This is a genomic window from Psychrobacter sp. M17(2026), assembly GCF_055699815.1.
The window spans coordinates 2312042-2332949 of the sequence record NZ_CM146741.1; the positions used below are offsets into that span (position 1 = coordinate 2312042).

18 protein-coding genes are annotated in these 20908 nt (G+C 42.6%); 12 read left to right on the top strand and 6 right to left on the bottom strand.

Features of this window, described 5'->3' with window-relative positions:
* The first annotated feature begins 178 nt into the window (after nt 1-178).
* The 5 genes from ACR63T_RS09800 (at nt 179) to ACR63T_RS09820 (ending at nt 5126) form a co-directional block, all read left to right on the top strand.
* A complete protein-coding gene (locus ACR63T_RS09800) occupies nt 179-1387 on the top strand; it encodes an alpha-hydroxy acid oxidase (RefSeq protein ID WP_472783858.1) in 1209 nt (402 codons plus the stop codon).
* Between the two features lie 131 nt (nt 1388-1518).
* Entirely contained in the window at nt 1519-2610 is a 1092-nt protein-coding gene (locus ACR63T_RS09805) for a rhomboid family intramembrane serine protease (RefSeq protein WP_472783859.1), read from the top strand.
* Nucleotides 2611-2656: 46 nt separating this feature from the next.
* Nucleotides 2657-3463 carry a MipA/OmpV family protein gene (locus ACR63T_RS09810; protein ID WP_472783860.1) on the top strand — a complete coding sequence of 269 codons (807 nt, stop codon included), beginning with the start codon at nt 2657-2659 and terminating at the stop codon, nt 3461-3463.
* 54 nt (nt 3464-3517) lie between these two features.
* On the top strand, nt 3518-3916 hold the full coding sequence (locus ACR63T_RS09815) for a hypothetical protein (protein ID WP_472783861.1): 399 nt from the start codon (nt 3518-3520) through the stop codon (nt 3914-3916).
* An 82-nt stretch (nt 3917-3998) separates the two neighbouring features.
* Nucleotides 3999-5126 carry a hypothetical protein gene (locus ACR63T_RS09820; RefSeq protein WP_472783862.1) on the top strand — a complete coding sequence of 376 codons (1128 nt, stop codon included), beginning with the start codon at nt 3999-4001 and terminating at the stop codon, nt 5124-5126.
* Between the two features lie 36 nt (nt 5127-5162).
* On the opposite strand, the gene ACR63T_RS09825 is transcribed toward ACR63T_RS09820, so the two are convergent.
* The 3 genes from ACR63T_RS09825 to fumC form a co-directional block, all read right to left on the bottom strand.
* Complete coding sequence (locus ACR63T_RS09825; protein WP_472783523.1) at nt 5163-6155, bottom strand: IS110 family RNA-guided transposase; 993 nt, start codon at nt 6153-6155, stop codon at nt 5163-5165.
* Nucleotides 6156-6459: 304 nt separating this feature from the next.
* The gene (locus tag ACR63T_RS09830; RefSeq protein ID WP_472783863.1) at nt 6460-7191 is read right to left on the bottom strand and encodes a hypothetical protein; all 732 of its coding nucleotides are present in this window, start codon (nt 7189-7191) and stop codon (nt 6460-6462) included.
* A 536-nt stretch (nt 7192-7727) separates the two neighbouring features.
* Complete coding sequence (gene fumC, locus ACR63T_RS09835) at nt 7728-9131, bottom strand: class II fumarate hydratase (protein WP_472783864.1); 1404 nt, start codon at nt 9129-9131, stop codon at nt 7728-7730.
* Nucleotides 9132-9274: 143 nt separating this feature from the next.
* Between fumC and ACR63T_RS09840 the strand changes: the two genes are divergently transcribed.
* From ACR63T_RS09840 to ACR63T_RS09855, 4 genes are all read left to right on the top strand, one after another.
* A complete protein-coding gene (locus ACR63T_RS09840; RefSeq protein ID WP_472783865.1) occupies nt 9275-10063 on the top strand; it encodes a 5-formyltetrahydrofolate cyclo-ligase in 789 nt (262 codons plus the stop codon).
* The gene (locus tag ACR63T_RS09845; protein ID WP_472783866.1) at nt 10063-10305 is read left to right on the top strand and encodes a hypothetical protein; all 243 of its coding nucleotides are present in this window, start codon (nt 10063-10065) and stop codon (nt 10303-10305) included. Before ACR63T_RS09840 ends, ACR63T_RS09845 begins: the two co-directional genes overlap by 1 nt.
* A 106-nt stretch (nt 10306-10411) precedes the next feature.
* The gene (locus tag ACR63T_RS09850) at nt 10412-10597 is read left to right on the top strand and encodes a type II toxin-antitoxin system HicA family toxin (RefSeq protein WP_472783867.1); all 186 of its coding nucleotides are present in this window, start codon (nt 10412-10414) and stop codon (nt 10595-10597) included.
* A gap of 100 nt (nt 10598-10697) precedes the next feature.
* The gene (locus tag ACR63T_RS09855; protein WP_305898653.1) at nt 10698-11102 is read left to right on the top strand and encodes a type II toxin-antitoxin system HicB family antitoxin; all 405 of its coding nucleotides are present in this window, start codon (nt 10698-10700) and stop codon (nt 11100-11102) included.
* 73 nt (nt 11103-11175) lie between these two features.
* Here the strand turns inward: ACR63T_RS09855 and ACR63T_RS09860 are convergent, their stop codons facing one another.
* Complete coding sequence (locus tag ACR63T_RS09860) at nt 11176-12537, bottom strand: Na+/H+ antiporter family protein (protein WP_472783868.1); 1362 nt, start codon at nt 12535-12537, stop codon at nt 11176-11178.
* Nucleotides 12538-12843: 306 nt separating this feature from the next.
* Between ACR63T_RS09860 and lon the strand changes: the two genes are divergently transcribed.
* A complete protein-coding gene (lon, locus tag ACR63T_RS09865) occupies nt 12844-15417 on the top strand; it encodes an endopeptidase La (protein WP_472783869.1) in 2574 nt (857 codons plus the stop codon).
* 266 nt (nt 15418-15683) lie between these two features.
* A complete protein-coding gene (locus ACR63T_RS09870; RefSeq protein ID WP_472783870.1) occupies nt 15684-16241 on the top strand; it encodes a superoxide dismutase family protein in 558 nt (185 codons plus the stop codon).
* A 129-nt stretch (nt 16242-16370) separates the two neighbouring features.
* On the opposite strand, the gene topA is transcribed toward ACR63T_RS09870, so the two are convergent.
* Both topA and ACR63T_RS09880 read right to left on the bottom strand, forming a co-directional pair.
* Nucleotides 16371-19121 (bottom strand): type I DNA topoisomerase, encoded by a 2751-nt coding sequence (gene topA / locus ACR63T_RS09875; RefSeq protein ID WP_472783871.1) that lies wholly within the window; start codon nt 19119-19121, stop codon nt 16371-16373.
* Between the two features lie 346 nt (nt 19122-19467).
* Nucleotides 19468-20079, bottom strand: a complete 612-nt coding sequence (locus ACR63T_RS09880) for a hypothetical protein (protein WP_472783872.1) — start codon at nt 20077-20079, stop codon at nt 19468-19470.
* 287 nt (nt 20080-20366) lie between these two features.
* On the opposite strand from ACR63T_RS09880, the gene ACR63T_RS09885 reads away from it, so the two are divergent.
* Nucleotides 20367-20888, top strand: a complete 522-nt coding sequence (locus ACR63T_RS09885) for a DUF2799 domain-containing protein (protein WP_201569802.1) — start codon at nt 20367-20369, stop codon at nt 20886-20888.
* Nucleotides 20889-20908: the final 20 nt, after the last annotated feature.

Below are 20908 nucleotides of genomic sequence, written 5' to 3' on the forward strand. Positions count from 1 at the left end.
CGACGGTTAATAGTAGATTATTAATGGTCAGTTATTAATAACATTTGAGCTGACGCTATCCTAATATTTGTGATAGCGTCAGCTTTATATTTAGAACACCCTTGTAGATATGTACTAAGAATAGATATGTACTAAGAACTGTTATTGCACGATTTATTTAATTGATCAGGAAAACCTCATGACAGACTTAACAAAAATAACTGAAATTGAAGACTTGCGACGAGTAGCCGAGCGCAAAGTACCGCGCATGTTCTATGATTATGTCGATTCAGGCTCATGGACTCAGACCACTTACCGTAATAACGAGACTGACTTTGATCGTATCAAGCTGCGCCAGCGTGTGCTAGTTAATATGGAGAATCGCTCGCTGGCGACTACGATGATCAACGAGCAAGTTTCTATGCCAGTCGCCATTGCACCAACAGGCTTCACGGGGATGATGTGGGCGGATGGCGAGATTCATGCCGCACGCGCGGCTGAAAAGTTCGGTGTGCCGTTCTCACTCTCGACCATGAGTATCTGCTCAATTGAAGATGTCGCTGAGAACACCAGTGCGCCATTTTGGTTTCAGCTGTATATGATGCGCGATCAGGATTTTATCGCCAACTTGATTCGTCGTGCAAAACAAGCCAATTGCTCAGCGCTGATCTTAACCGCTGACTTGCAGGTGCTCGGTCAGCGTCACAAAGATATTAAAAACGGTCTATCCGCGCCACCAAAACCAACCTTGGCTAATATCCTCAATCTAATGACTAAACCGCAGTGGTGCATGAATATGCTCGGTACCAAAAGACGCACCTTTGGTAATATCGTCGGTCATGCCAAAAATGTTGAAGACCTCTCATCGCTATCAGCATGGACAGCTGAGCAGTTCGATCCTGCGCTGAGCTGGGATGATGTCTCCCGTATCAAAGATATGTGGGGCGGCAAGCTGATTATAAAAGGCATTATGGAGCCAGAGGATGCGATATTAGCCGCGCGTAGTGGTGCCGATGCGCTGGTGGTCTCCAATCATGGTGGCCGTCAGCTCGATGGTGCGCCCTCCTCTATTGCCGCGCTCAGCGATATCGTACAAGCAGTGCGCGCGGAGAATAGCCAAATTGAGATTTGGCTCGATAGTGGTATTCGATCAGGGCAAGATGTGCTAAAAGCTATCTCATTAGGAGCAAATGGCACGATGATTGGCCGAGCATTCCTATATGGGCTTGGTGCTTATGGCGAGGATGGCGTACGCCGAGCACTGGAGCTAATCTATAAAGAGTGCGACACAACTATGGCGTTTTGTGGTCATACTGATATTAATGATGTCACTCAAGATATCTTAGTCAAAGGCTCGTTTGAGCATCTTAAAACTGCAGCGCCTTTTATAGCGCCACCCCCTTGGTAAGCGCTGATAGCTAGTGCTAATAGCTCGTTATATTAATGCTTTGTTAAACCTGACTTTTAAGTAGGAGTATGCTTTTTAAAATAAGAGATACCCTTTATACTCTACTTCATGTTTTATAACTTAGCTGCCTTATGACTATTAGCCAATTATTCAAGACCGCGCCTGTTTCCACGCTATTGCTAGTCAGCTTTATCGGGCTTTATGTATTGCAAGTATTGACAGGTGTCGATGCCAATGATCCTACTACTGAGCAGCTGCTACATTGGGGCGCAAACGCACTGCCTTTGACGATGGTTAATGAGCCTTGGCGCTTGATCAGTAGTGGCTTTTTGCATATTGGCCTGATGCATCTGTTGTTTAATGGTTTTGCCATGTACTTTTTTGGACAAGTTGCCGAGCCGATGTTCGGGTCGGTTAAATTTTTGGCGCTATTCTTATTAGCGGTAATCGGTGGTAATTTACTCAATAATCAGATGACGTGGCTGGGTATATTAGATGGCACGGGACAGCCTGGTCTATCGGCTGGCGCGTCTGGCGGTATTATGGGCATCGGAGCTGCGTTGCTCATCGCAGCGTTATTTAAAATCTCTGTCAATGGTATGGTGCTCAATCTAAAAAGCCTCATATTTATTATGGGGATTAACTTAGTTTATGGCTTTGCCGTGCCCGGTATCGATAACGCCGGACATATCGGCGGGGCTATCACTGGCTTGCTCATTGCCTCAGGTTTTGCGCTAGCTTATCGTCAGCGCTTAATGGCTATGCGTAGCTCTACGCCCTCTAGCGCGCCTTATCATACTGAGTATGTTGACTATCAAACCAAACCCAACTTTGACAGTGCCCATAATCTTGATGAAAGTAATTTTGATGAAAGCAATCCTTATGAAAACATTAATTATACCGATACTGACACGCATAACCCTGTAAACTCGTATGAGAGCTATGACGGTTATAGTTCTGAAAATTATGATAGTACGGCTATAAAATCTCAGTTCGATAATAGATATGCGACTGTTACTGACTTTGATACTCTTGATAATACTTCTAGCGAGCCGATCAAACACACTCAGAATATTATTATTAATAAAGATATAGCCACACCTAAACCTACTGTCGTTTGGCAACTACTGCCTTGGCTAGTTATATTAATAGTCGCTATCGGCTTTACTGGCTGGTGGCTAACTATTCACAATCAAATATTACAAGTACTGGCCGCTCAATAACCTATTGCTTTGCCTAACTTTACTTACCTGCTTACGAGACCCGACTATGTTTAAATCATCTGTGTCATCCGCTATCAATACTCGCACTGTGATCACCACGCTGACCGCTGTTACTCTACTAGGCACTGCTGGCATAGCAAACGCAGCCCTATTTAAAAACTTGCCGCGCGATCAAGATGCCGAGCTTAGCGTCGGTGTTAACGTGCTGTACGCTAATACTGCTTATGATACTGATGAGAACGAGATTCGTGTCTTGCCAGGGGTGTTTTATGATAATAATAAAGTATATGCACGTGGTGCGACTGCGGGTGCTTATCTGATCAATGACGGCACTAACCAGTTGGCCGCAACGGTGCAACTCGCTGGTAATTCGTTCGATCCTGAGGATGCTAATGGTGCATTACAAGGTCTTGATGAGCGTAAAATATCAGCTGCGGCAGGCTTGAGCTATCAGCGCCGCACCCCTGTCGGCGGATTTCGCTTGCAAGTAGCCACTGATGTCTTAGATCGTAGTGGTGGTAATACTGCCCGCTTAACCTATCTGGCACGCATTACCAAGAATAAGCTAACCGTTTATCCAAGCATAGGCTTTGAGTATCAGGACGCTGACTATAATGAATACTATTATGGCGTCACTCCTGAGGAGTCAGCCCGTACTGGTATTGCCGCTTATGAGTCTAATAGTAGCTTGAACCCTTATGTCAATGTCAGTGCTAATTATGACTTTAGTGATAAATGGGCAGGATTTGCCAATCAAAGCGTCAGCTATCTAGCGAATGAGCAATATGATAGCCCGATGGTTGACTCGCGTGTCGAATCAACCACGACGCTTGGATTGCTTTATAAGTTCTAGAGTTTGAGATACTAGATTCGCACTTCTTCTTTGTGCAAGAAGTTAGGATAAAAAATGATTTCTGTAGTAGGTATGGGTGTTATTTTAATCTCAGTGCTGATATGGAGTATATTTATTTGGCTTAACTATCTTATTGTACAAGATATCATAGGGGATCAGATAGAAGGTGTGGTAGTAGGCCAAAGTGAGCAATGGGACAGTGATGACGGTAAAGTGTATTTTCCGATTATCGAATATCAACGCCAAGGTATCACCCAACAATTTCAATCCACTATTTATAATCATAAACCTTTTGTTAAGGGTACTCAGATTCGGCTGATACAACACGCAAGTTCAGGAGTAATCGAACGTAACGAGACAGGAAGGTTATTCATGGGGTCAATGATTGTATTGTTTTTGGCGTTATTATGGACAGTAGGTGGCATTGCAATAGTGTTTCCAAATTTTGGATAATAGTTGGCGTAGGCTGGGCTTTTAGCCCAGCTTTTTGTTGAGTAGGTTGCCGAGCCTTAATATTTGAACTAGGACATTGCGAATGCAAAAGCTATATTTATATAGGAATAACAGAGCTAAGTGGCGTGAGCTTGATAACTTCCCCAAAAACCCCGAATCTGTAGATTGCTTTGATGCCAATGAAAAAGTACGTTATGCGCTACTTATTGAGCTTCAATATGACTTGAAAGATGAAGATAGGGATTTGATTAGATATCTATTGCAACAAGAGATTACAGCTCGTCAAAACTTTTCAATCAGGGGTGGTGAAGATGCTTTGTTATTAAGTGCTTATTTACTTGCTACGTTTAAAAATCCTAATGATATTCTGCTTTTCTATAACACCAAACATTCAAATTTCGATGCTAATTGTACGATTGATACCGAATTTTTATTCTATGCTTTAAGAGATAAAACCAAAGCTTATGTGCAACAGCATTTTCCAGAAATTTATGATGATCTTGGCGGCTATGACTCAAAAGTAGATTGTGAAAGCTGTGTAATGGATTGGTGGGAACGCTTATCATATGATTATCCTGACAAAGAAGAAGACGAAAGCCCATATACTCTGTATCAGCGTAATATTTATTTTAATAACTACGCTATAGCTAGAGAATATCTTGAACAATGGAAAGCAAGCACACCTGATTCAGCTGATAAAAACAGCACTTTAAAGCATATGTATATCGAGCTAGAAGATTATGCAGAAGTTATTGAGTTATTAAAACAAGAGTTAAAATTCAGTGACTCTCACTGGGATAAAACCAGTTGCTATCGAGACTTATTAGAATATTATACGAAAACTCAGCAATCGACTGATGGTCTAAAAATAGTTGAATTAATTGACGATGAGCTAAAACAATTTAGTGATTGGAAAAATACTGGGCTAGGTCATATGACTGTTGAACAGATTTTTGAGTTTAGTGTGTCGACTAAAAATGTTGAATTTGGTGTCAAAGCATTTAACGTAGCTTATAAATGGTTAGGTAAAATCAGAGGCGATATCTCATATATCGGTCTTAAGACTGCATTAAATGCTGCAAATAAATTTGGTTTAATTAAAGAGTCGACCGAGTTAGAAAAATTGGTTTTAACTAAAAAAAGAAATATAGATAAAGACTTTGAGTCGGATAATTGGTTTAAGGCACTTTTAAAACGGTTCTTTAAGTAGCTTTAGAAACGTAGATACCATCTTAAAAAAGCCAAATCAAGTACTAATTAGCCCAACTCTTGCTTGGTAGGGCTGCTGGTGTTTAATCACACCGAAACAGATATGCACAAGCTTACGCATAGCCGCACAGACAGCCTGCATTTTGCACTTACCATTGGCAAGCAGTCGCTCATACTGCGCCTTAATATCAGGATTATGCTTAATAGCGACTAGCGCTGGCATATACAGCTTGGCTCTTATAGCACTTGAGCCATTCTTTGCTAAGCGAGACTTGCCCTTAAATAACCCTGATTCATGATGCTTGGGCACCAAGCCTAGAAAGGCTGCCATTTGCGAGGCTTGACTAAATTGTTTGTTGTGCATCAGCGACACCATCTGCTTTGAAACCACAGGGCCAACGCCTTTAATCGTTTGCAATAGATCTTGGTCTTGCTTTAAGTTAGGATGACGGTCTATATGGTCATCAATATCATTATTAAGCTTAGCAATAGCCTCTTGCAATGAGGCTATCATTTGTTTAATAGAGGCGGTAACAACAGGGGCAGTATCTGTCGCATTCGCTTTCTCTAATCGATTCAGCTCACGTTGTAAGTCTTCTTGTAGCGCGTATGAACGCGACAGCAAAGACTTAAGGTGACGCGCCTCAGCGGGCGGCGGTGTCCATAGCTTAGGCTTAGCACTATGGGCGTAGCGGGCTAATAATACACTGTCTTTTTTATCCGTTTTGTTACGACTTCCTAAACTTGCTCCATAGCTTTTGATGTAAGCAGGATTGATAATACTGACCTTGAGTCCTTTATCAAATAGGTAGTAAGCAATGTTCTCATGATAAACACCTGTGGCCTCTAGGGTGACATGGATATCCTTTAAGTCATCAGCGAGGTTAGCGCTCAGCCAGTCGATAAGAATGGCGTAGTCACTGTGATCATTTTTAAGGACTTTGGTTTTGAATTTGAGTTTGTCAGTGTCTTTGAGCCATGCGATATCTAGTTTGTTTTTACTAACGTCTATGCCAATATAGTGTGTCATCTTTATGTCTTCCCTTGTCTATGCAGTGTCACTCATGGCATCTTAAAAGACGACGAGGCACTCGGATACCATTCAGAATATGAAGATGATAGGGTGAGCATTGGGCGTAATCTACGTTTCAGTGTCTAGGCACTAAGGGTGCGTTCACGCTGCCAATGCTCGTGAATATCCACTACAGTTTATCAACTTTCATCGATAGTATTAAGCAGTTATTCAGGATACAAGGGTGTCGCCTTGCGCATCAATTGAAAAGATAGCTCGCGATAATGGTACGTGGGGCGACACCCTACCAAAATTTTTTAATTCAGGCCTTTATTAAATATCCAGCAATTCCCATTTTTGGCATTTCGTATAAAGGAACAACTTGCTCATCAAATCTGGAAGGGTCTTTGTCTGTCCATTTAATACACATTTCAATAACATGATCTTCGTCAAAAATAGTTACTATACTTTCGTCATTCGCATTCTTATCTTCAATCATAGATTCAATAGCTTGCTCTTCATTCAGTTCTGAAAGATTAATAAAATCTAAAATATATTCTTCTTCTGTTTGAACTCCAATATTCGCCAAGACCTCGCCATCCGCATAAGCAAAATGTCTGATTGCTTTATTATCTTTAACTTGTTTCCAAGCGACATAATCTACAACCCGATAACTACCAAAGGCATAATAATTTTCCACAATATCATTTAATAAATTCAGCTCTGATTCTGTTGAATTGATGAGATAAACCCAACCTTCAAAAGGCGATGAAATATAGATTTGTTTTTCATTGTCAAATCTATGTTTATAGCCAAACCCAACACCCTCATTCCAAGGCATTAGACTTTGTTTTTTTAGACCTATTGCATCTGCAATATCCTGAATTGACCAGTCTTTGGCAATTAATTCGTATTCAGGAATCATATACCAGTTCACTTTATAGCCAAACCCTGCTAATCGTTGCTCATCTTCATAATTTTTTATAAGCGTTGTAGCTTCTACTTCAGTATAACTCTCAGAATTGTTTATTAATTTTTTCAGCCAAGTGAGCATGATTCAATACCTCGTGAGAATTGCCTTAACCAAGACAAATTTTACCAATATTAGATGCAAATTACAGCATTAATGTATGAAGTCGCAAGCTCCTTCCAACATATAAATTTAACATCAAATTATCGATAGTATAACGTAGGTTGGCGTCGAGGAACGAGACCCAACATCTTGTTATAATCTTCCTCATCAAATAGTTGGGTGTCGCAAGCTCCACACCAACCTACAATTAAGCATTTTTAGTTTCAGAAGAACATTAAAGCCTAAATTACGATAAATATCTATAAAATCGAGATGTCACCATTAGCCCTGATTGCAGCGGTATCCTGCTGGTTTGGATGAGTCGCGGAAGCTAGGTTTTGGCGTGGCTCGGGGAGCAAGAGACACTCCAAACTGTAGCCACCGCCTCAGCCAGACTAGCAGATACAAGCGAAAAGCAGGATTAGCTCCCTTATTAAATCACATGCAAAAAAGACCTTGCCATATCCTTATATAAAGGCGACAAGGTCTTTTTATTAAACCAAAAACAAGCTTCTAAATTAAGAAGGATGCACCATATCCGCTGGTGTCACCCACTCATCGAACTGCGCTTCAGTTAACAGCTCTAGCTCAACCGCGACTTGCTTCAAAGTTTTATTTTCTTTATAAGCGGTCTTCGCAATCTTTGCCGCATTTTCATAACCGACATGACGGTTCAACGCCGTAACCAGCATTAATGAGTTGTGCAAGAAGTCATCGATTTTGTCTTTTACTGGCTCGATACCAACGGCACAGTTTTCATTGAAGCTGTTGCAGCCATCACCCAATAGTTTGATAGATTGCAATAAGTTAAACGCGATCACTGGCTTATAGACATTTAGCTCAAAGTTACCTGACGCACCAGCCATGCTGATTGTCACATCGTTACCCATGACTTGAGCGACAACCATCGTCAATGCTTCTGACTGAGTTGGGTTTACTTTACCCGGCATGATAGAAGAGCCTGGCTCGTTCTCAGGAATCGTCAATTCGCCTAGACCACAACGAGGGCCAGATGCCAACCAACGTACGTCATTAGCGATTTTATTTAAGCTAGCTGCTAGCGTTTTTAATGCGCCTGACGCAAATACTTCTGCATCACGAGCCGCTAGTGCTTCAAATTTGTTCGGTGAGGTTACGAATGGCAAGCCAGTCAAAGTCGCTAATTGCTCAGCAGCAGTTACGGCATAATCAGGATGGGCGTTTAGACCAGTACCAACCGCAGTACCACCTAATGGCAATTCATATAGACCTTGCAAGGCATTATCAATACGTACCAATGAGTGATCAAGTTGGCTAACATAGCCGCTGAACTCTTGACCTAACGTCAAAGGCGTGGCGTCTTGTAAATGCGTACGACCGATTTTTACGATGCTATCAAATTCTTTGGCTTTAGCCGCTAATGTGTCGCGTAGTGCTTTTACTGCTGGAATCAATAAGCTGTTGATCTGACGAGCAGCGGCAACACGAATAGCGGTTGGGAAGCTGTCATTGGTCGACTGCGCATGATTGACATGATCATTAGGATGAATCGGCGTATAACTACCGCGCTCATTACCTGCAATCTCGTTAGCACGATTGGCTAGTACTTCGTTCATGTTCATGTTCGACTGGGTGCCAGAACCTGTTTGCCAAACGACTAACGGAAATTGATCCGTAAGACCACCGTTAATCACTTCGTCAGCCGCTTGCACGATTAAGTCACGCTTATCGCCATCGATACGTTCAAGGCTAGCATTAGTGATTGCAGCGGCTTTTTTGACTAGCGCCATCGCCTCAATCATCGGGCGTGGTAAGGTCTCGCCACCAATCTTGAAGTTCTCACGACTGCGCTGTGTTTGCGCGCCCCAATAAGCATCAGCGGGCACTTCTACGTTGCCCATAGTATCTTTTTCAGTACGAGTTGCCTGATTCTGTGTCGACATAACTACCCTCTTTGCTGGTTCGTTAACGGATGCGGTATCCGTAAAAAGTGCAACAGACGCTGCACATAAGGAAAATAGGAGGTAATGCGTCATTATGATAGCATGAGTTATGATAAATTTCTCATTTGCCATAAGGACTATAGATGTCCAACAATCAAATATCAGCAGCAGTCAAAACAGCTGTAACGCATGCAAGGCAGGACTTAGCAAGTAAGCAGCCCGAGCAAAAAATCAGTAGTGCTATAAATGTTACTGAAAATATGATAACCAGTATCACTGATAATGATAGCTCTAATACCAGTATTGCTGATTCAATAAAACCCGTCAGCAATCCTCCAAGACGTTACTTTACCCGTCAGCGTCGACAGTTGACTAGCAATCAGCGCCAAAGACTTGCCCGCGATGCTAGTTTGCATCTGCTCAAATTGCAACAGCGCTTGCCTGCCAATGCACGAATTGGGCTCTATTATGATGGCTTCGGAGAGCTGCCAACACAACCACTATTGGATTGGTGTTTGCGCTTAAACTATCAGCCCTATTTGCCCGTAGTTGGCTCACTTGGCCGTACTAGCAATGGATTTGAAGATAAACATCTACGTTTCGTACCTATTTATCATACGAAACTGATAAACGTACCGACCCGTATTCATAGCTTAGGCATGAAGCAAAACCATAGCCGCAAACTATTATGGGCGCGGGAATTGGATGTCATTATCTGTCCGTTAACCGCAGTAGATAAGCAAGGTAATCGCATGGGAATGGGCGGCGGATTTTATGATACGACGCTTGGTAAAAGCTATCGATCTGGCGCGTCAAAGCCATTAAAAATTGGCTGGTGCTATGATTTTCAAGTGGTAAATGAGTTGGCACGTCAACCTTGGGATGTACCGCTTGATGGCTTGATTACCCCTAATGGCATACGGTGGTTTTGATGAAAGACGATTTTAAGAAGAATAATGACAATAAGTCTAGCGCGGACGGTGTTACGGAGTATTTGCAAGCGTTAGAAAATACAGACGCGGAACGTGAGCAGCTTTATTATAGTCAAGAGCAAGCGTTTGACTCTGATGAGCTAGCGACTATTATTAATGAGGCGCGTTTAAATAAACTGCTTACGCAGAGTGATGAGTTTTTGCATAGCTTGAGTGGTGAGATTGCGGATTTTGAAGATTAATGATCTTCCTTGTTTTAAATACACACTTATACACACAAAAGTATAGCATTAACTATTTTTGTGTGTAATAATACACATGTCCAATTAGTATCCTTGAGGAGAATCCATGAAAAGTGGTGAATTAATCAAGTTGCTTAAAGAGGATGGTTGGATAGTTGATAGAGTTAAAGGAAGTCATCATATTTTGAGAAAGGAAGGCGTTGATAGCATTATTTCAATAAGTTACCCTGAAAAAGATGTGTCTCGACATCAATTGGCTCAAGCAAGACGTATTTCTGGTTTGAAACTTTAAGCAACTCCAACCTTTTAATAGAGGTTGGTTTTTACTCTTCATAAAAACATTCTCTATCATATTTAAATTTATTAATAAGCTCATATTCATAGGGGGTTATATGTTAAATTATCCCATCGCTATATTCAAAGACGAAGGCATGGACAACTATGCAGCTATTGTTCCAGATGTTGACGGCTGTTTCCCTTTAGGAGATACCATCGATGACACCGTACAAGAAGCGCAGTCCTTAATCTACGATCATATCGAATATATGGTAGATAAAGGTATGAGTTTTGAGTTTCATACTAGTGATATAGAAACATTAAGAATGAAAGCAGATTTTCAAGATACTTTGGCCTGGGCAATTGTAAGTATTGATGAAAGCAAGTTTTCAACTAAGCAAGTACGCTTTAATGTCAGTTGGCCTGAATATTTATTAAAGCGTGTTGATAGTTATGCTGAGCAGCATCACGAGACTCGCTCTGGGTTTTTGGCAAAAGCGGTACAAAAAGCTTTAGTATAAAACTATCAATTTAAAATAAAGAAGCTACCTATTTGGTAGCTTTTTTATGGAATATCGTTCTATAAAACGTAACCTACAACACCATCGCCGCAATCCAACCAAACGCGAGTAGCGGAATATTATAGTGTAAAAAGGTTGGCACGACGCTGTCCTTGATATGATCATGTTGCCCATCGACGTTTAGACCAGACGTTGGGCCAAGGGTCGAATCTGATGCTGGCGATCCTGCATCTCCTAATGCGCCAGCGGTCCCGATAATAGCAACCGTTGCCAGTGGTGAGAATCCTAGTGAAATACACAGCGGTACATAAATAGCGGCTAGAATAGGAATGGTCGAGAATGACGAGCCAATACCCATCGTCACAATCAACCCTAGCGATAACATCACCAGAGCCGCAATCGCTTTATTACCTGCAAATAAATTGGTCGCGCCATCAACGAGCGGCTGAATCTGCTCAGTCGCTTTCATAACTTCTGCAAAGCCTTGGGCGGTAATCATGATAAAACCAATCATCGCCATCAGCTTGATACCATCATTAAACACGGTATCAGCCTCACGCCACTTGACCACGCCCGTTGCCATAAATACGCCAAAGCCAAACATCGAGCCGAGCAATAATGAGTCAGTATAGAGCTGCACTACAAACGCGGTGACAATCGCTGCAAGGGCTATCAGCGTTTTTAGCTTACTTTGAGTTTGAGCGCTAGTAGCGGTTTTGTTTATATCATCATTATCAACGGCCTCATCATGTGCTTCTTTGTCGATTGCGAGCTGTTTATATTGGCGTGGCTTGCGATAGCTGATAAAAACTGCAACTAATAAACCAACGAACATACCTAAGGCTGGTATTGCCATGGCTTTGGTCACTGAGATATTACTAATATCAATCCCTGCTTCACCGGCGTTTTTTAGCATAATTTGATTGAGATAAATATCTCCAAAACCGTAAGGAATAAACATATAAGTGGTGACAAGGCCAAAGGTAATTAGACAAGCAATCAGGCGTCTATCAATTTGCATCCGATTAAAGGCTAACAATAACGGCGGCACTAATAGCGGAATAAAGGCGATATGTATTGGGATTAAATTCTGACTAAAGCAGCTCATCATCACTAGCGCTGCAAATAGCGTGTATTTAATCATTCCGCTAGTGCCACCTGCATCAATACGCTTGATCACTGCGCCTGCTAAAGATTGCGGCAAGCCTGAATGAGCAATCGCAACCGCAAAAGCTCCAAGTAGCGCGTATGACAGAGCAATTTGCGCCCCATTACGGATACCTTCTTGAAAGGCATTTAAGGTATCAGTTATCCCAAGACCTGCCAGCAAGCCGCCCGCCATCGCACCAATCAGCAAGCTCAGCACCACATGCACTCTAGCTAATGATAGCCCGAGCATAATCACTACAGCTACTAATACAGCATTAATCATCATTCTCTCACCCTTACTTTATTACCGCTATCGTTACCGCTACTTTTGGCGGCTTACTTGTAACGGGCGCAAGTTTACCTGATTTTTTACCCAAAGCCTATCCAAGACCCAAGCAAAACTCAGGCAAAACCTAGGCTGGTCACTAGCAAGCCTTTATCACTCCTCTGCCATTTATAATCTCCATTGTTTAATTCATGCTTTTTATTAGTACTCAAACTCTAAGCCTTGCAATTTTTCTCACGGTCACCATTTATCTAAACATGAACCCAACTTGACTTAACAAGTCTGGTTAACAAGGAAATAAAATAAATGACTGACTATAATATTGATAAAGACAACATCGACATTGATGTTAATGTATCGACGTCTGAAACAGACACACAAGCCGATGCTCCAGATAACACTGAAGCCAATGCTCAAGACAATACTCAAAGCCATGAGCAAGACGAGACTGTCACTAGCCAAGTAGATAACCACTTACCCTTGCTGGCTCTACGTGATGTTGTTGTTTACCCTCATATGCAGATTGCTTTATTTGTAGGCCGCGAGCCTTCGGTAAAAGCCGTTGAATTGGCGCAAGCGAACTATGGCGATAAAGTGCTCGTTGTCGCGCAAAAAGACTCATTAACCGAAGATATAGATCAAGATAACTTATATCAATACGGTACAGTTTGTCGCATCGTCAGTACGATGCCACATGATAGTGATGACAATTGCATCAAAGTATTGATTGAAGGTCAATACCGCGCGCGCGTCGATAGTATAGAAGCCCATGATGATATCTTGATGGCGACTTTTGAGCAGGCTGATGTTGCTGTGCCAATGGATGAAAGTCAGCAGAAAAACACGATTAAGGCCTTAACCAGCCTGTTTGAAAGTTATGCTGAGGCCCGTTTACGTAACGCTCGTGAGCTGACGCGCGTTGCTAAGCGCATCGATGATTTGCTTGAGCTGGTGTATTTTATCTCGACTCGGGTATCGATGGATCTAGAAATTAAACAGTCGTTTTTAGAAAATGACGATATCAAGACCCATATCAATACGTTGACCGAGTACTTAGTCAAACAAAGCGCTGAGCAGAACATCGAACAAGATATTCAAGATGCGGTACGTCAGCAGATGGAAGACAATCAGCGTGAGTACTTCTTAAATGAAAAGATGAAAGCGATCAAGAATGAGCTGTCCGATATGAACGAAGGCGCATTCGATGGTGACGATGATGTAGGCGAGCTTGAAAAGCGTTTAGATGAAGCTGACTTGCCAGAAGATGTGCGCAAAAAGGCTGAGCAAGAGTTTAAAAAGCTCAAAATGATGCCACCTGCGTCAAGTGAATCATCAGTTGTACGTAACTATATCGAATGGATTTTAGATACGCCATGGAATGTCACGACTAAAGTTTCTATCAATTTAGACAAAGCTAAAAACGTCTTAGATGAAGATCATTACGGTCTACAAGATGTCAAAGATCGCATCTTAGAATACTTAGCGGTACAGTCGCGCGTTAAAAAGCTACGTGGCCCAATCTTATGTTTGGTCGGCCCTCCAGGCGTTGGTAAAACCTCATTAGGTGAGTCAATTGCGCGAGCTACTGGTCGTAAGTTCGTGCGTATGGCGCTTGGTGGCGTACGTGATGAAGCGGAAATTCGCGGTCATCGCCGTACTTATATCGGTGCAATGCCAGGTAAAATCGTCCAGTCATTGGCAAAAGTAGAAGTCAAAAACCCGCTATTCTTACTCGATGAAGTGGACAAAATGGCGCAAGACTTCCGTGGTGATCCAGCATCAGCCTTGCTTGAAGTGCTTGATCCGTCACAGAATGATAAGTTTAACGATCATTATCTCGATATGGATTTAGACCTATCGCAAGTGATGTTTATCTGTACCGCTAACAGCATGGATATTCCAGCAGCACTGCTTGATCGAATGGAAGTTATCCGCTTGCCAGGCTATACCGAAGCAGAAAAAGTCAATATCGCGCAAAAATACTTAGTACCGAAAGCGATTAAGCAAAACGGTCTAAAAGAAGGTGAGATTGAGATTGTAGAAGCGGCATTGCATAGTATCGTTCAACGCTATACGCGTGAAGCAGGCGTGCGTAACCTTGAGCGTGAAGTCAATAAAATCTGTCGTAAAGTGGTTCGCGGTTCGGTTGAGAGTCATGGTGCACGCGCCCCGAAAAAAGATGAGCGTCGGCTAGTGGTGGTTGATGATAGTAATATTGACGATTACCTAGGCGTACATCAGTATGACTTTGGTCTCGCTGAAAAAGACCCTGAAGTCGGTCGAGTTACTGGTCTGGCTTGGACGCAAGTCGGTGGTGAGCTATTAACGATTGAAGCGGTCGCTATGAAAGGCAAAGGTGAACTTACCTTTACAGGCTCACTTGGCGATGTGATGAAAGAGTCCATTCGTGCCGCTATGAGCGTGGTTCGTGCGCGTGGTGATAGCTTAGGTATCGATTACGAAACCTTTAAAACTACTGATATCCATGTGCATATGCCGGAGGGTGCGACGCCAAAAGACGGCCCATCAGCAGGTGGCGCACTGACCACTGCGCTAGTATCAGCAATTACAGGTATTGCTATTCGTCCTGATATTGCGATGACGGGCGAGATTACCCTACGCGGTAAGATCCTACGTATTGGCGGTCTAAAAGAGAAGCTACTAGCCGCCCATCGCGGTGGCATCAAGCATGTCTTAATTCCAGCGACTAACGAGCGCGATTTGGCTGATATTCCTGATAACGTCAAAGCAGGTCTGACCATTCAGCCAGTGGCGACCATTGATGAGGTGCTAAAAGCGGCATTAGTCAGCATGCCAACATCACTCAAACCTGCTAAAGCTGTGGTAGATACAACGTCTAAAAAGGCGCTACATAGTTAATTGAACTGTTGATAATTCTATCTTAGTCATCAAAAATCCGCTCATCAATCTGATGGGCGGATTTTTTGATATTATTCTGTCATAGTCTTACCGTCATATATCTATAAAGCTACTCTATCTCTATGGTAATAATTAATTTACATATATTAACCCTTTGTTGCGCATTTGATAAATATATAAGTCTCATCCTTAGTTATACTTATGGCGAATCAAAAATTAAAGTCAGTTATAAATGGCTTATAAATATAATTACTAATGGAGATAATATGAACAAGTTAACGATAGCAAGTGCCCTACTATGTGGTTCAGCCTTAGCCATGAGCGGTTGTCAAACCGTCCAGGGTCAGCTAAATACGGGTAATCCGTTGAGCCAGCCTGTACTCAAGTCAGCTATTATGACTACTGATGGTGAAGATAAAGAGATGGGGCAAGTGTATTTACGTCCTGTTGATAATGGCGTGCAAGTCTATGGTAAGTTAATGGGTTTGCAAGCTGGTGAGACTGTCGCTTTACATATTCACGAGACAGGTAGCTGTGGCAATATGGGTAAAGATGCAGGTGACCACTTTAACCCTGACAACTACCCACACTCAAACCCAGATGACTTAAAAGGTCATGCAGGTGATTTACCAAACGTGACTGCCGATGAAAATGGTGTTGCTCCTATTAACTACGTCAATAAGCAGATATCGGTCGAAAAAGTAGGCAAATACAGTGTTAATCGTTTGGCCTTTATCGTCCATTCAGGTGCTGATGACTATGTCAGTCAGCCTGCAGGAGCATCAGGCGACCGTATCGGTTGTGGTATCATCGTAGCGAATTAATTTACTAAAACTAATTTAAAAAGATACTTTAGCCACAAATAAATAAAAACCTCTTAGCTAGCTAAGAGGTTTTTATTATGCTGATAAATAACTATGTTGATAGATAACTGAACATAAATACAGAGCTATCTATTCTTCGATCCACTCGCCTTTACGCCAGTACACACCCCAACGTGACGCTTTGCCATTTTTTTCAGAGCCGATATATTGCTCTTTTTTCTTACGTGACCAGCGTAGGATAGTTGCATTACCCTCAGGATCTTCATCTGGACCCTCAAACAGATACTGGAACTTGTCTTCCATTTTATCTTTGATCTCTCGCAGCTCAGCCAGCTTTGGCGGACGAGTCTCGCGTACCTTTGGAAACTTCGATGCTGCTAGGAACATACCAGCCGCGCCTTCACGTAAGATAAAATAATCATCATGTTTGAGTGACTTTAGCTCAGGCAAGTGAATAGGATCCATACGCGGTGGTGCTGCTTCACCTGTCTTCAATACTTTACGAGTATTATCACACTTCTGGCAAGCAAAATAAGGACCGAAACGACCGGTCTTTAGCTCCATTTGTCCATCACACTTATTACAGTCGATGGTTGGAGAGTCAGAACCTGGTACTTCAAATTTGCCTTCTTCTAGCACATAGCCATCACAATCTGGATTGTTACCGCAGATATGTAGCTTTAGACCACCATCGACGATATAGCCATTCATAGCAGTTGCGCATTTTGGGCAACGTTTTTTCTCCATTAAATCTCTGACTTCAGCGGCTTCATCATCAGTATCGCTATCATCAAGATTGGCAAAAGCTTCTACTGGCATTAGGTTTTTGGTGCCTTTACAGCGCTCCTTTGGCGGTAGATTATAACCTGTACAACCTAAGAAGACGCCTGTTGAGCCCGTCCGCAATTGCATGGGACGCGCGCATAGATCGCAATGCACATCAGGCACATCGGTTGGATCATTAGGGCGCATGCCATCAGCGTCTTTGGCGTGCTCGACTTTCTTTTTAAAGTCGCCATAGAAGTTATCGAGTACGTCTTTCCAATTGGTGTCACCTTCAGCGACATGATCGAGCTTGTCCTCAAGCGCAGCGGTAAAGGTATAATCCATTAGATCAGGAAAGCTTGCCGTCAGCCTGTCTGTGACGATATCGCCCATTTTTTCAGCGAAAAGGCGCTTATTCTCAAGCTTGACGTAACCACGGTCTTGAATCGTTGAGATGATAGAAGCATAAGTCGAGGGACGACCGATACCTTTTTTCTCAAGCTCTTTGACTAAGCTTGCTTCAGTAAAGCGCGCTGCTGGCTTGGTAAAGTGTTGACTTGGATCAAGCTTATCAAGATTGAGCTTATCACCTTTTTTGACATCAGGCAGTAGCGTATCGTCGGTCTTAGCAGGTGATAATACCCGTGTAAACCCATCAAAAACCATGGTACGACCGCGCGCTTTTAATTCGACGTTGCCCGCTGTCACTAGCAGATTCACAGAGAGATATTTAGCAGGCGTCATCTGACAGGCGACAAACTGACGCCATATCAGCTCATAAAGGCGGATAGCATCGCGCTCCACGCCTTTGAGCTGAGTTGATTTCATATTAACATTAGAGGGTCGAACCGCTTCATGCGCCTCTTGTGCGCCTTGCTTATTACCATAGAAGTTTGGCTTTTCTGGTACGTATTTTGCGCCGTAACTATCCTCAATAAAACCACGGGCAGACGCCAAGGCATCCCCTGATAAAAAGGTCGAATCGGTACGCATATAAGTAATATGCCCCGCTTCATACAAACGCTGCGCTAAGATCATGGTTTTTTTGACTGAAAACCCTAAACGCGTACTCGCTGCCTGTTGCAATGTCGAGGTGATAAAGGGAGCACTAGGACGCGATTGAGTCGGTTTTTCTTCGCGCTCTTTGACGATAAAGTCATTGGCTTTGAGTACTTCTAAAACTTTATCAGTCTGTTCTTTATTGACTAGTTTGAGCGTCTTATCGTTTTGCTTATTTGCCTCTAGACGAATGTTATCTTCACGAGTCTCATCATCCGCTTTTTTAGTCGTTTTTTTGCCGTCATCGATGTGCGTATCCGCATGAATCTGCCAGTATTCCTCTGGAATAAAGGCACGAATCTCATGCTCACGCTCAACCACCAGACGCATCGCAACCGACTGTACGCGACCTGCGGATAGACCACGAGCGACCTTTTGCCAAAGAATTGGCGATACCATAAAACCAACCACTCGATCCAAGAATCGTCTGGCTTGTTGGGCGTTGACGCGATCGATATCGAGCTTGGAGGGTTGCTTAAAAGCATTTTGAATGGCGTTTTTGGTAATCTCGTTAAAGACCACGCGCTCGTATTTACTATCAGCGCCACCGATAACTTCTTTTAGATGCCAAGCGATTGCCTCCCCTTCGCGATCCATATCCGTCGCTAGATAGATTTTGTCAGCGTCTTTGGCCAAAGCTTTTAATTCTTTAATGACCTTAGTCTTATTAGGCAGTACTTCATAGACAGCCGCCCAATCATGCTCAGGATCAACACCCATTCGCCGTACTAGTGCTTGTTGAGCTTTTTCTTCTTTTGATAGCGTCTCATCTTTATTGGCGGTGGCTTTTTTAGCGCCTTTGCTTGCGCCAACCGGCAAATCGCGAATATGACCGATACTTGAGCGTACAATATAATCATCGCCCAAATATTTATTGATAGTCTTAGCCTTTGCTGGTGATTCAACGATCACCAAAGATCTGCTTTTATTGCTTTTGGCAGTGGTTTTGGCAGCGGTCTTGGCAGGTGCTTTCTTAACGGCTGTTTGTTTAGCAACTGTTTTCTTAGCAGCAGGTTTTTTAGCAGAGGCTATTTTTTTTGTTGTGGTTTTTGCCATATTTGACGACACCATAATATAGGAGGTAAAAGGAGGTAGAGCTTAACAGCTAATGGTTTTATTATAGAAAATAGTCTGTTATCAAATAGTCTGTTATAAATAGTAGCGGTTGTTGATAACACTATTAACTACCATAACCGCGCTTTAATTATCTCTTAAAGCTTGATAAATGACGGTTGAGTAGCTCTAAAACAGCGATAAACTTATCAAGACGTTACACTGCTAGGCATTAAACTGTCAACTGTAAATAACTTGATTCAACGATAAGCTATTTATTTGATGCAGATCTCAAAACAATAAGCTGATTGATTTAACATCCAGAAGTCTTTATTAGCTAGCTTGTCTTTTATGATGAGGTATTCGCTAAGATCGTACTATTTATATCCTTGCTGGGTCGCTTTTGCACTTGTAGTGCCCATTGCTCCAGCTGAGTCTTTAGTACCAATAGATCAGCTTCAATCGCCGCGGCTTTGTAGCTTGGGTTAGTGATAGGACGCACGTAAGCGATATCGTCCCAGTAGATCACGATGCTATTAGCTTTGATTAATAGCGCTTTTACAAACGGCTCAATCGTCGCAGGTAATGCCAAAGGTATTTTGTCTAGGTTGAAGTTAGCCTTCATAGCCGTGCTTTTAGTTAACGGGCTCTTTAGGACTGTACTAGTGGCAGTAGCATTATTTTCGGTGTCTGGTCGCCATTTACCTTCTATGACTTGGTAACGAGTCTGCGGCAGCTGCATATTATCGAATACTACCCCATATTGACCCATCATCCCGCGCCCATATTCATTATCGCGACCACGTACCCAATCAGGGCAAGCAACCAGCTTAGGATTGAGCTGCAGGCGGCGCGCTGTCATGCGCAACTTATCCAAACGCTGATCGATACCGCTGGGTTTGAGCGCCATCATACTCCCTAATACAAAAAGGACAATAGCAATAGCGATCCACATTCCCATGACAACCAACCTTGTTAACGACATTAAAGTTTATAGATGACAACGATTTTAGTTGCGTGCCCGCTGTCTTTAATGAGTGCAAACCAGCAGAAATCAAGCATGAGCAAAACCTTATCGCTTAAATGATAACGGTCTGGCTAGAGCGATCTACACTATTGACTCAGTATTTCTACTGTTATATCAATTGCTTAAATGGAATAATCATCTTGCTAATAACAAGATGCCAAAAGTAGTTCTGCCAAAAAATGCTATGATAAACCATAATTTTAGACTTGCGCAGGTTTATTATGTCTTATTTTTTAAACGTAACCACTATCAACAAGCAAAGTCTTGGCTTAGTAGCTATAGGTACGGCGATGTTGGCGCTATCTGGTTGTGCTACTACTCAAAGCCTAACCCCTCAGCAGTGTCAAGTTAGTAATTGGCAAGATATTGGTTATGCAGATGGCTTGCAGGGACGTTCTGGCGCCTATTTTGGCAATCACGCCAATGACTGTGCTAGCGTAGTCGGTGCAACCCCAAATCGTATGCTGTGGGAGCAAGGTCGTCAAGTCGGTCTTAAAAGTTACTGTACGGAGCTCAACGCCTATAAAGCAGGGCGCGAAGGTTACGACTGGCAGCCTGTTTGTCCACTCGAAGGTATTGAAAAACTAGAAGAGGCCTACTCTCAAGGTCGCTATTATTATATTCGTCAGCGCGATCTAGATTATCTGCGCTCGCCCTATCCTTTTGGATATGGTGGCCGTTTGGGTTATGGTCGCTATGGGTATACACCATTTGGCTATGGTCCTTACAATCATGGCTGGTAAGTGCATTTTTATGAGTCGAT

What these genes read in the sequence shown, in the direction of transcription:
- ACR63T_RS09800 (WP_472783858.1), top strand. Translation starts at nt 179, where the DNA reads ATGACAGACTTAACAAAAATAACTGAAATTGAAGACTTGCGACGAGTA.
- ACR63T_RS09805 (WP_472783859.1), top strand. Translation starts at nt 1,519, where the DNA reads ATGACTATTAGCCAATTATTCAAGACCGCGCCTGTTTCCACGCTATTG.
- ACR63T_RS09810 (WP_472783860.1), top strand. Translation starts at nt 2,657, where the DNA reads ATGTTTAAATCATCTGTGTCATCCGCTATCAATACTCGCACTGTGATC.
- ACR63T_RS09815 (WP_472783861.1), top strand. Translation starts at nt 3,518, where the DNA reads ATGATTTCTGTAGTAGGTATGGGTGTTATTTTAATCTCAGTGCTGATA.
- ACR63T_RS09820 (WP_472783862.1), top strand. Translation starts at nt 3,999, where the DNA reads ATGCAAAAGCTATATTTATATAGGAATAACAGAGCTAAGTGGCGTGAG.
- ACR63T_RS09825 (WP_472783523.1), bottom strand. Translation starts at nt 6,155, where the DNA reads ATGACACACTATATTGGCATAGACGTTAGTAAAAACAAACTAGATATC.
- ACR63T_RS09830 (WP_472783863.1), bottom strand. Translation starts at nt 7,191, where the DNA reads ATGCTCACTTGGCTGAAAAAATTAATAAACAATTCTGAGAGTTATACT.
- fumC (WP_472783864.1), bottom strand. Translation starts at nt 9,131, where the DNA reads ATGTCGACACAGAATCAGGCAACTCGTACTGAAAAAGATACTATGGGC.
- ACR63T_RS09840 (WP_472783865.1), top strand. Translation starts at nt 9,275, where the DNA reads ATGTCCAACAATCAAATATCAGCAGCAGTCAAAACAGCTGTAACGCAT.
- ACR63T_RS09845 (WP_472783866.1), top strand. Translation starts at nt 10,063, where the DNA reads ATGAAAGACGATTTTAAGAAGAATAATGACAATAAGTCTAGCGCGGAC.
- ACR63T_RS09850 (WP_472783867.1), top strand. Translation starts at nt 10,412, where the DNA reads ATGAAAAGTGGTGAATTAATCAAGTTGCTTAAAGAGGATGGTTGGATA.
- ACR63T_RS09855 (WP_305898653.1), top strand. Translation starts at nt 10,698, where the DNA reads ATGTTAAATTATCCCATCGCTATATTCAAAGACGAAGGCATGGACAAC.
- ACR63T_RS09860 (WP_472783868.1), bottom strand. Translation starts at nt 12,537, where the DNA reads ATGATGATTAATGCTGTATTAGTAGCTGTAGTGATTATGCTCGGGCTA.
- lon (WP_472783869.1), top strand. Translation starts at nt 12,844, where the DNA reads ATGACTGACTATAATATTGATAAAGACAACATCGACATTGATGTTAAT.
- ACR63T_RS09870 (WP_472783870.1), top strand. Translation starts at nt 15,684, where the DNA reads ATGAACAAGTTAACGATAGCAAGTGCCCTACTATGTGGTTCAGCCTTA.
- topA (WP_472783871.1), bottom strand. Translation starts at nt 19,121, where the DNA reads ATGGCAAAAACCACAACAAAAAAAATAGCCTCTGCTAAAAAACCTGCT.
- ACR63T_RS09880 (WP_472783872.1), bottom strand. Translation starts at nt 20,079, where the DNA reads ATGGGAATGTGGATCGCTATTGCTATTGTCCTTTTTGTATTAGGGAGT.
- ACR63T_RS09885 (WP_201569802.1), top strand. Translation starts at nt 20,367, where the DNA reads ATGTCTTATTTTTTAAACGTAACCACTATCAACAAGCAAAGTCTTGGC.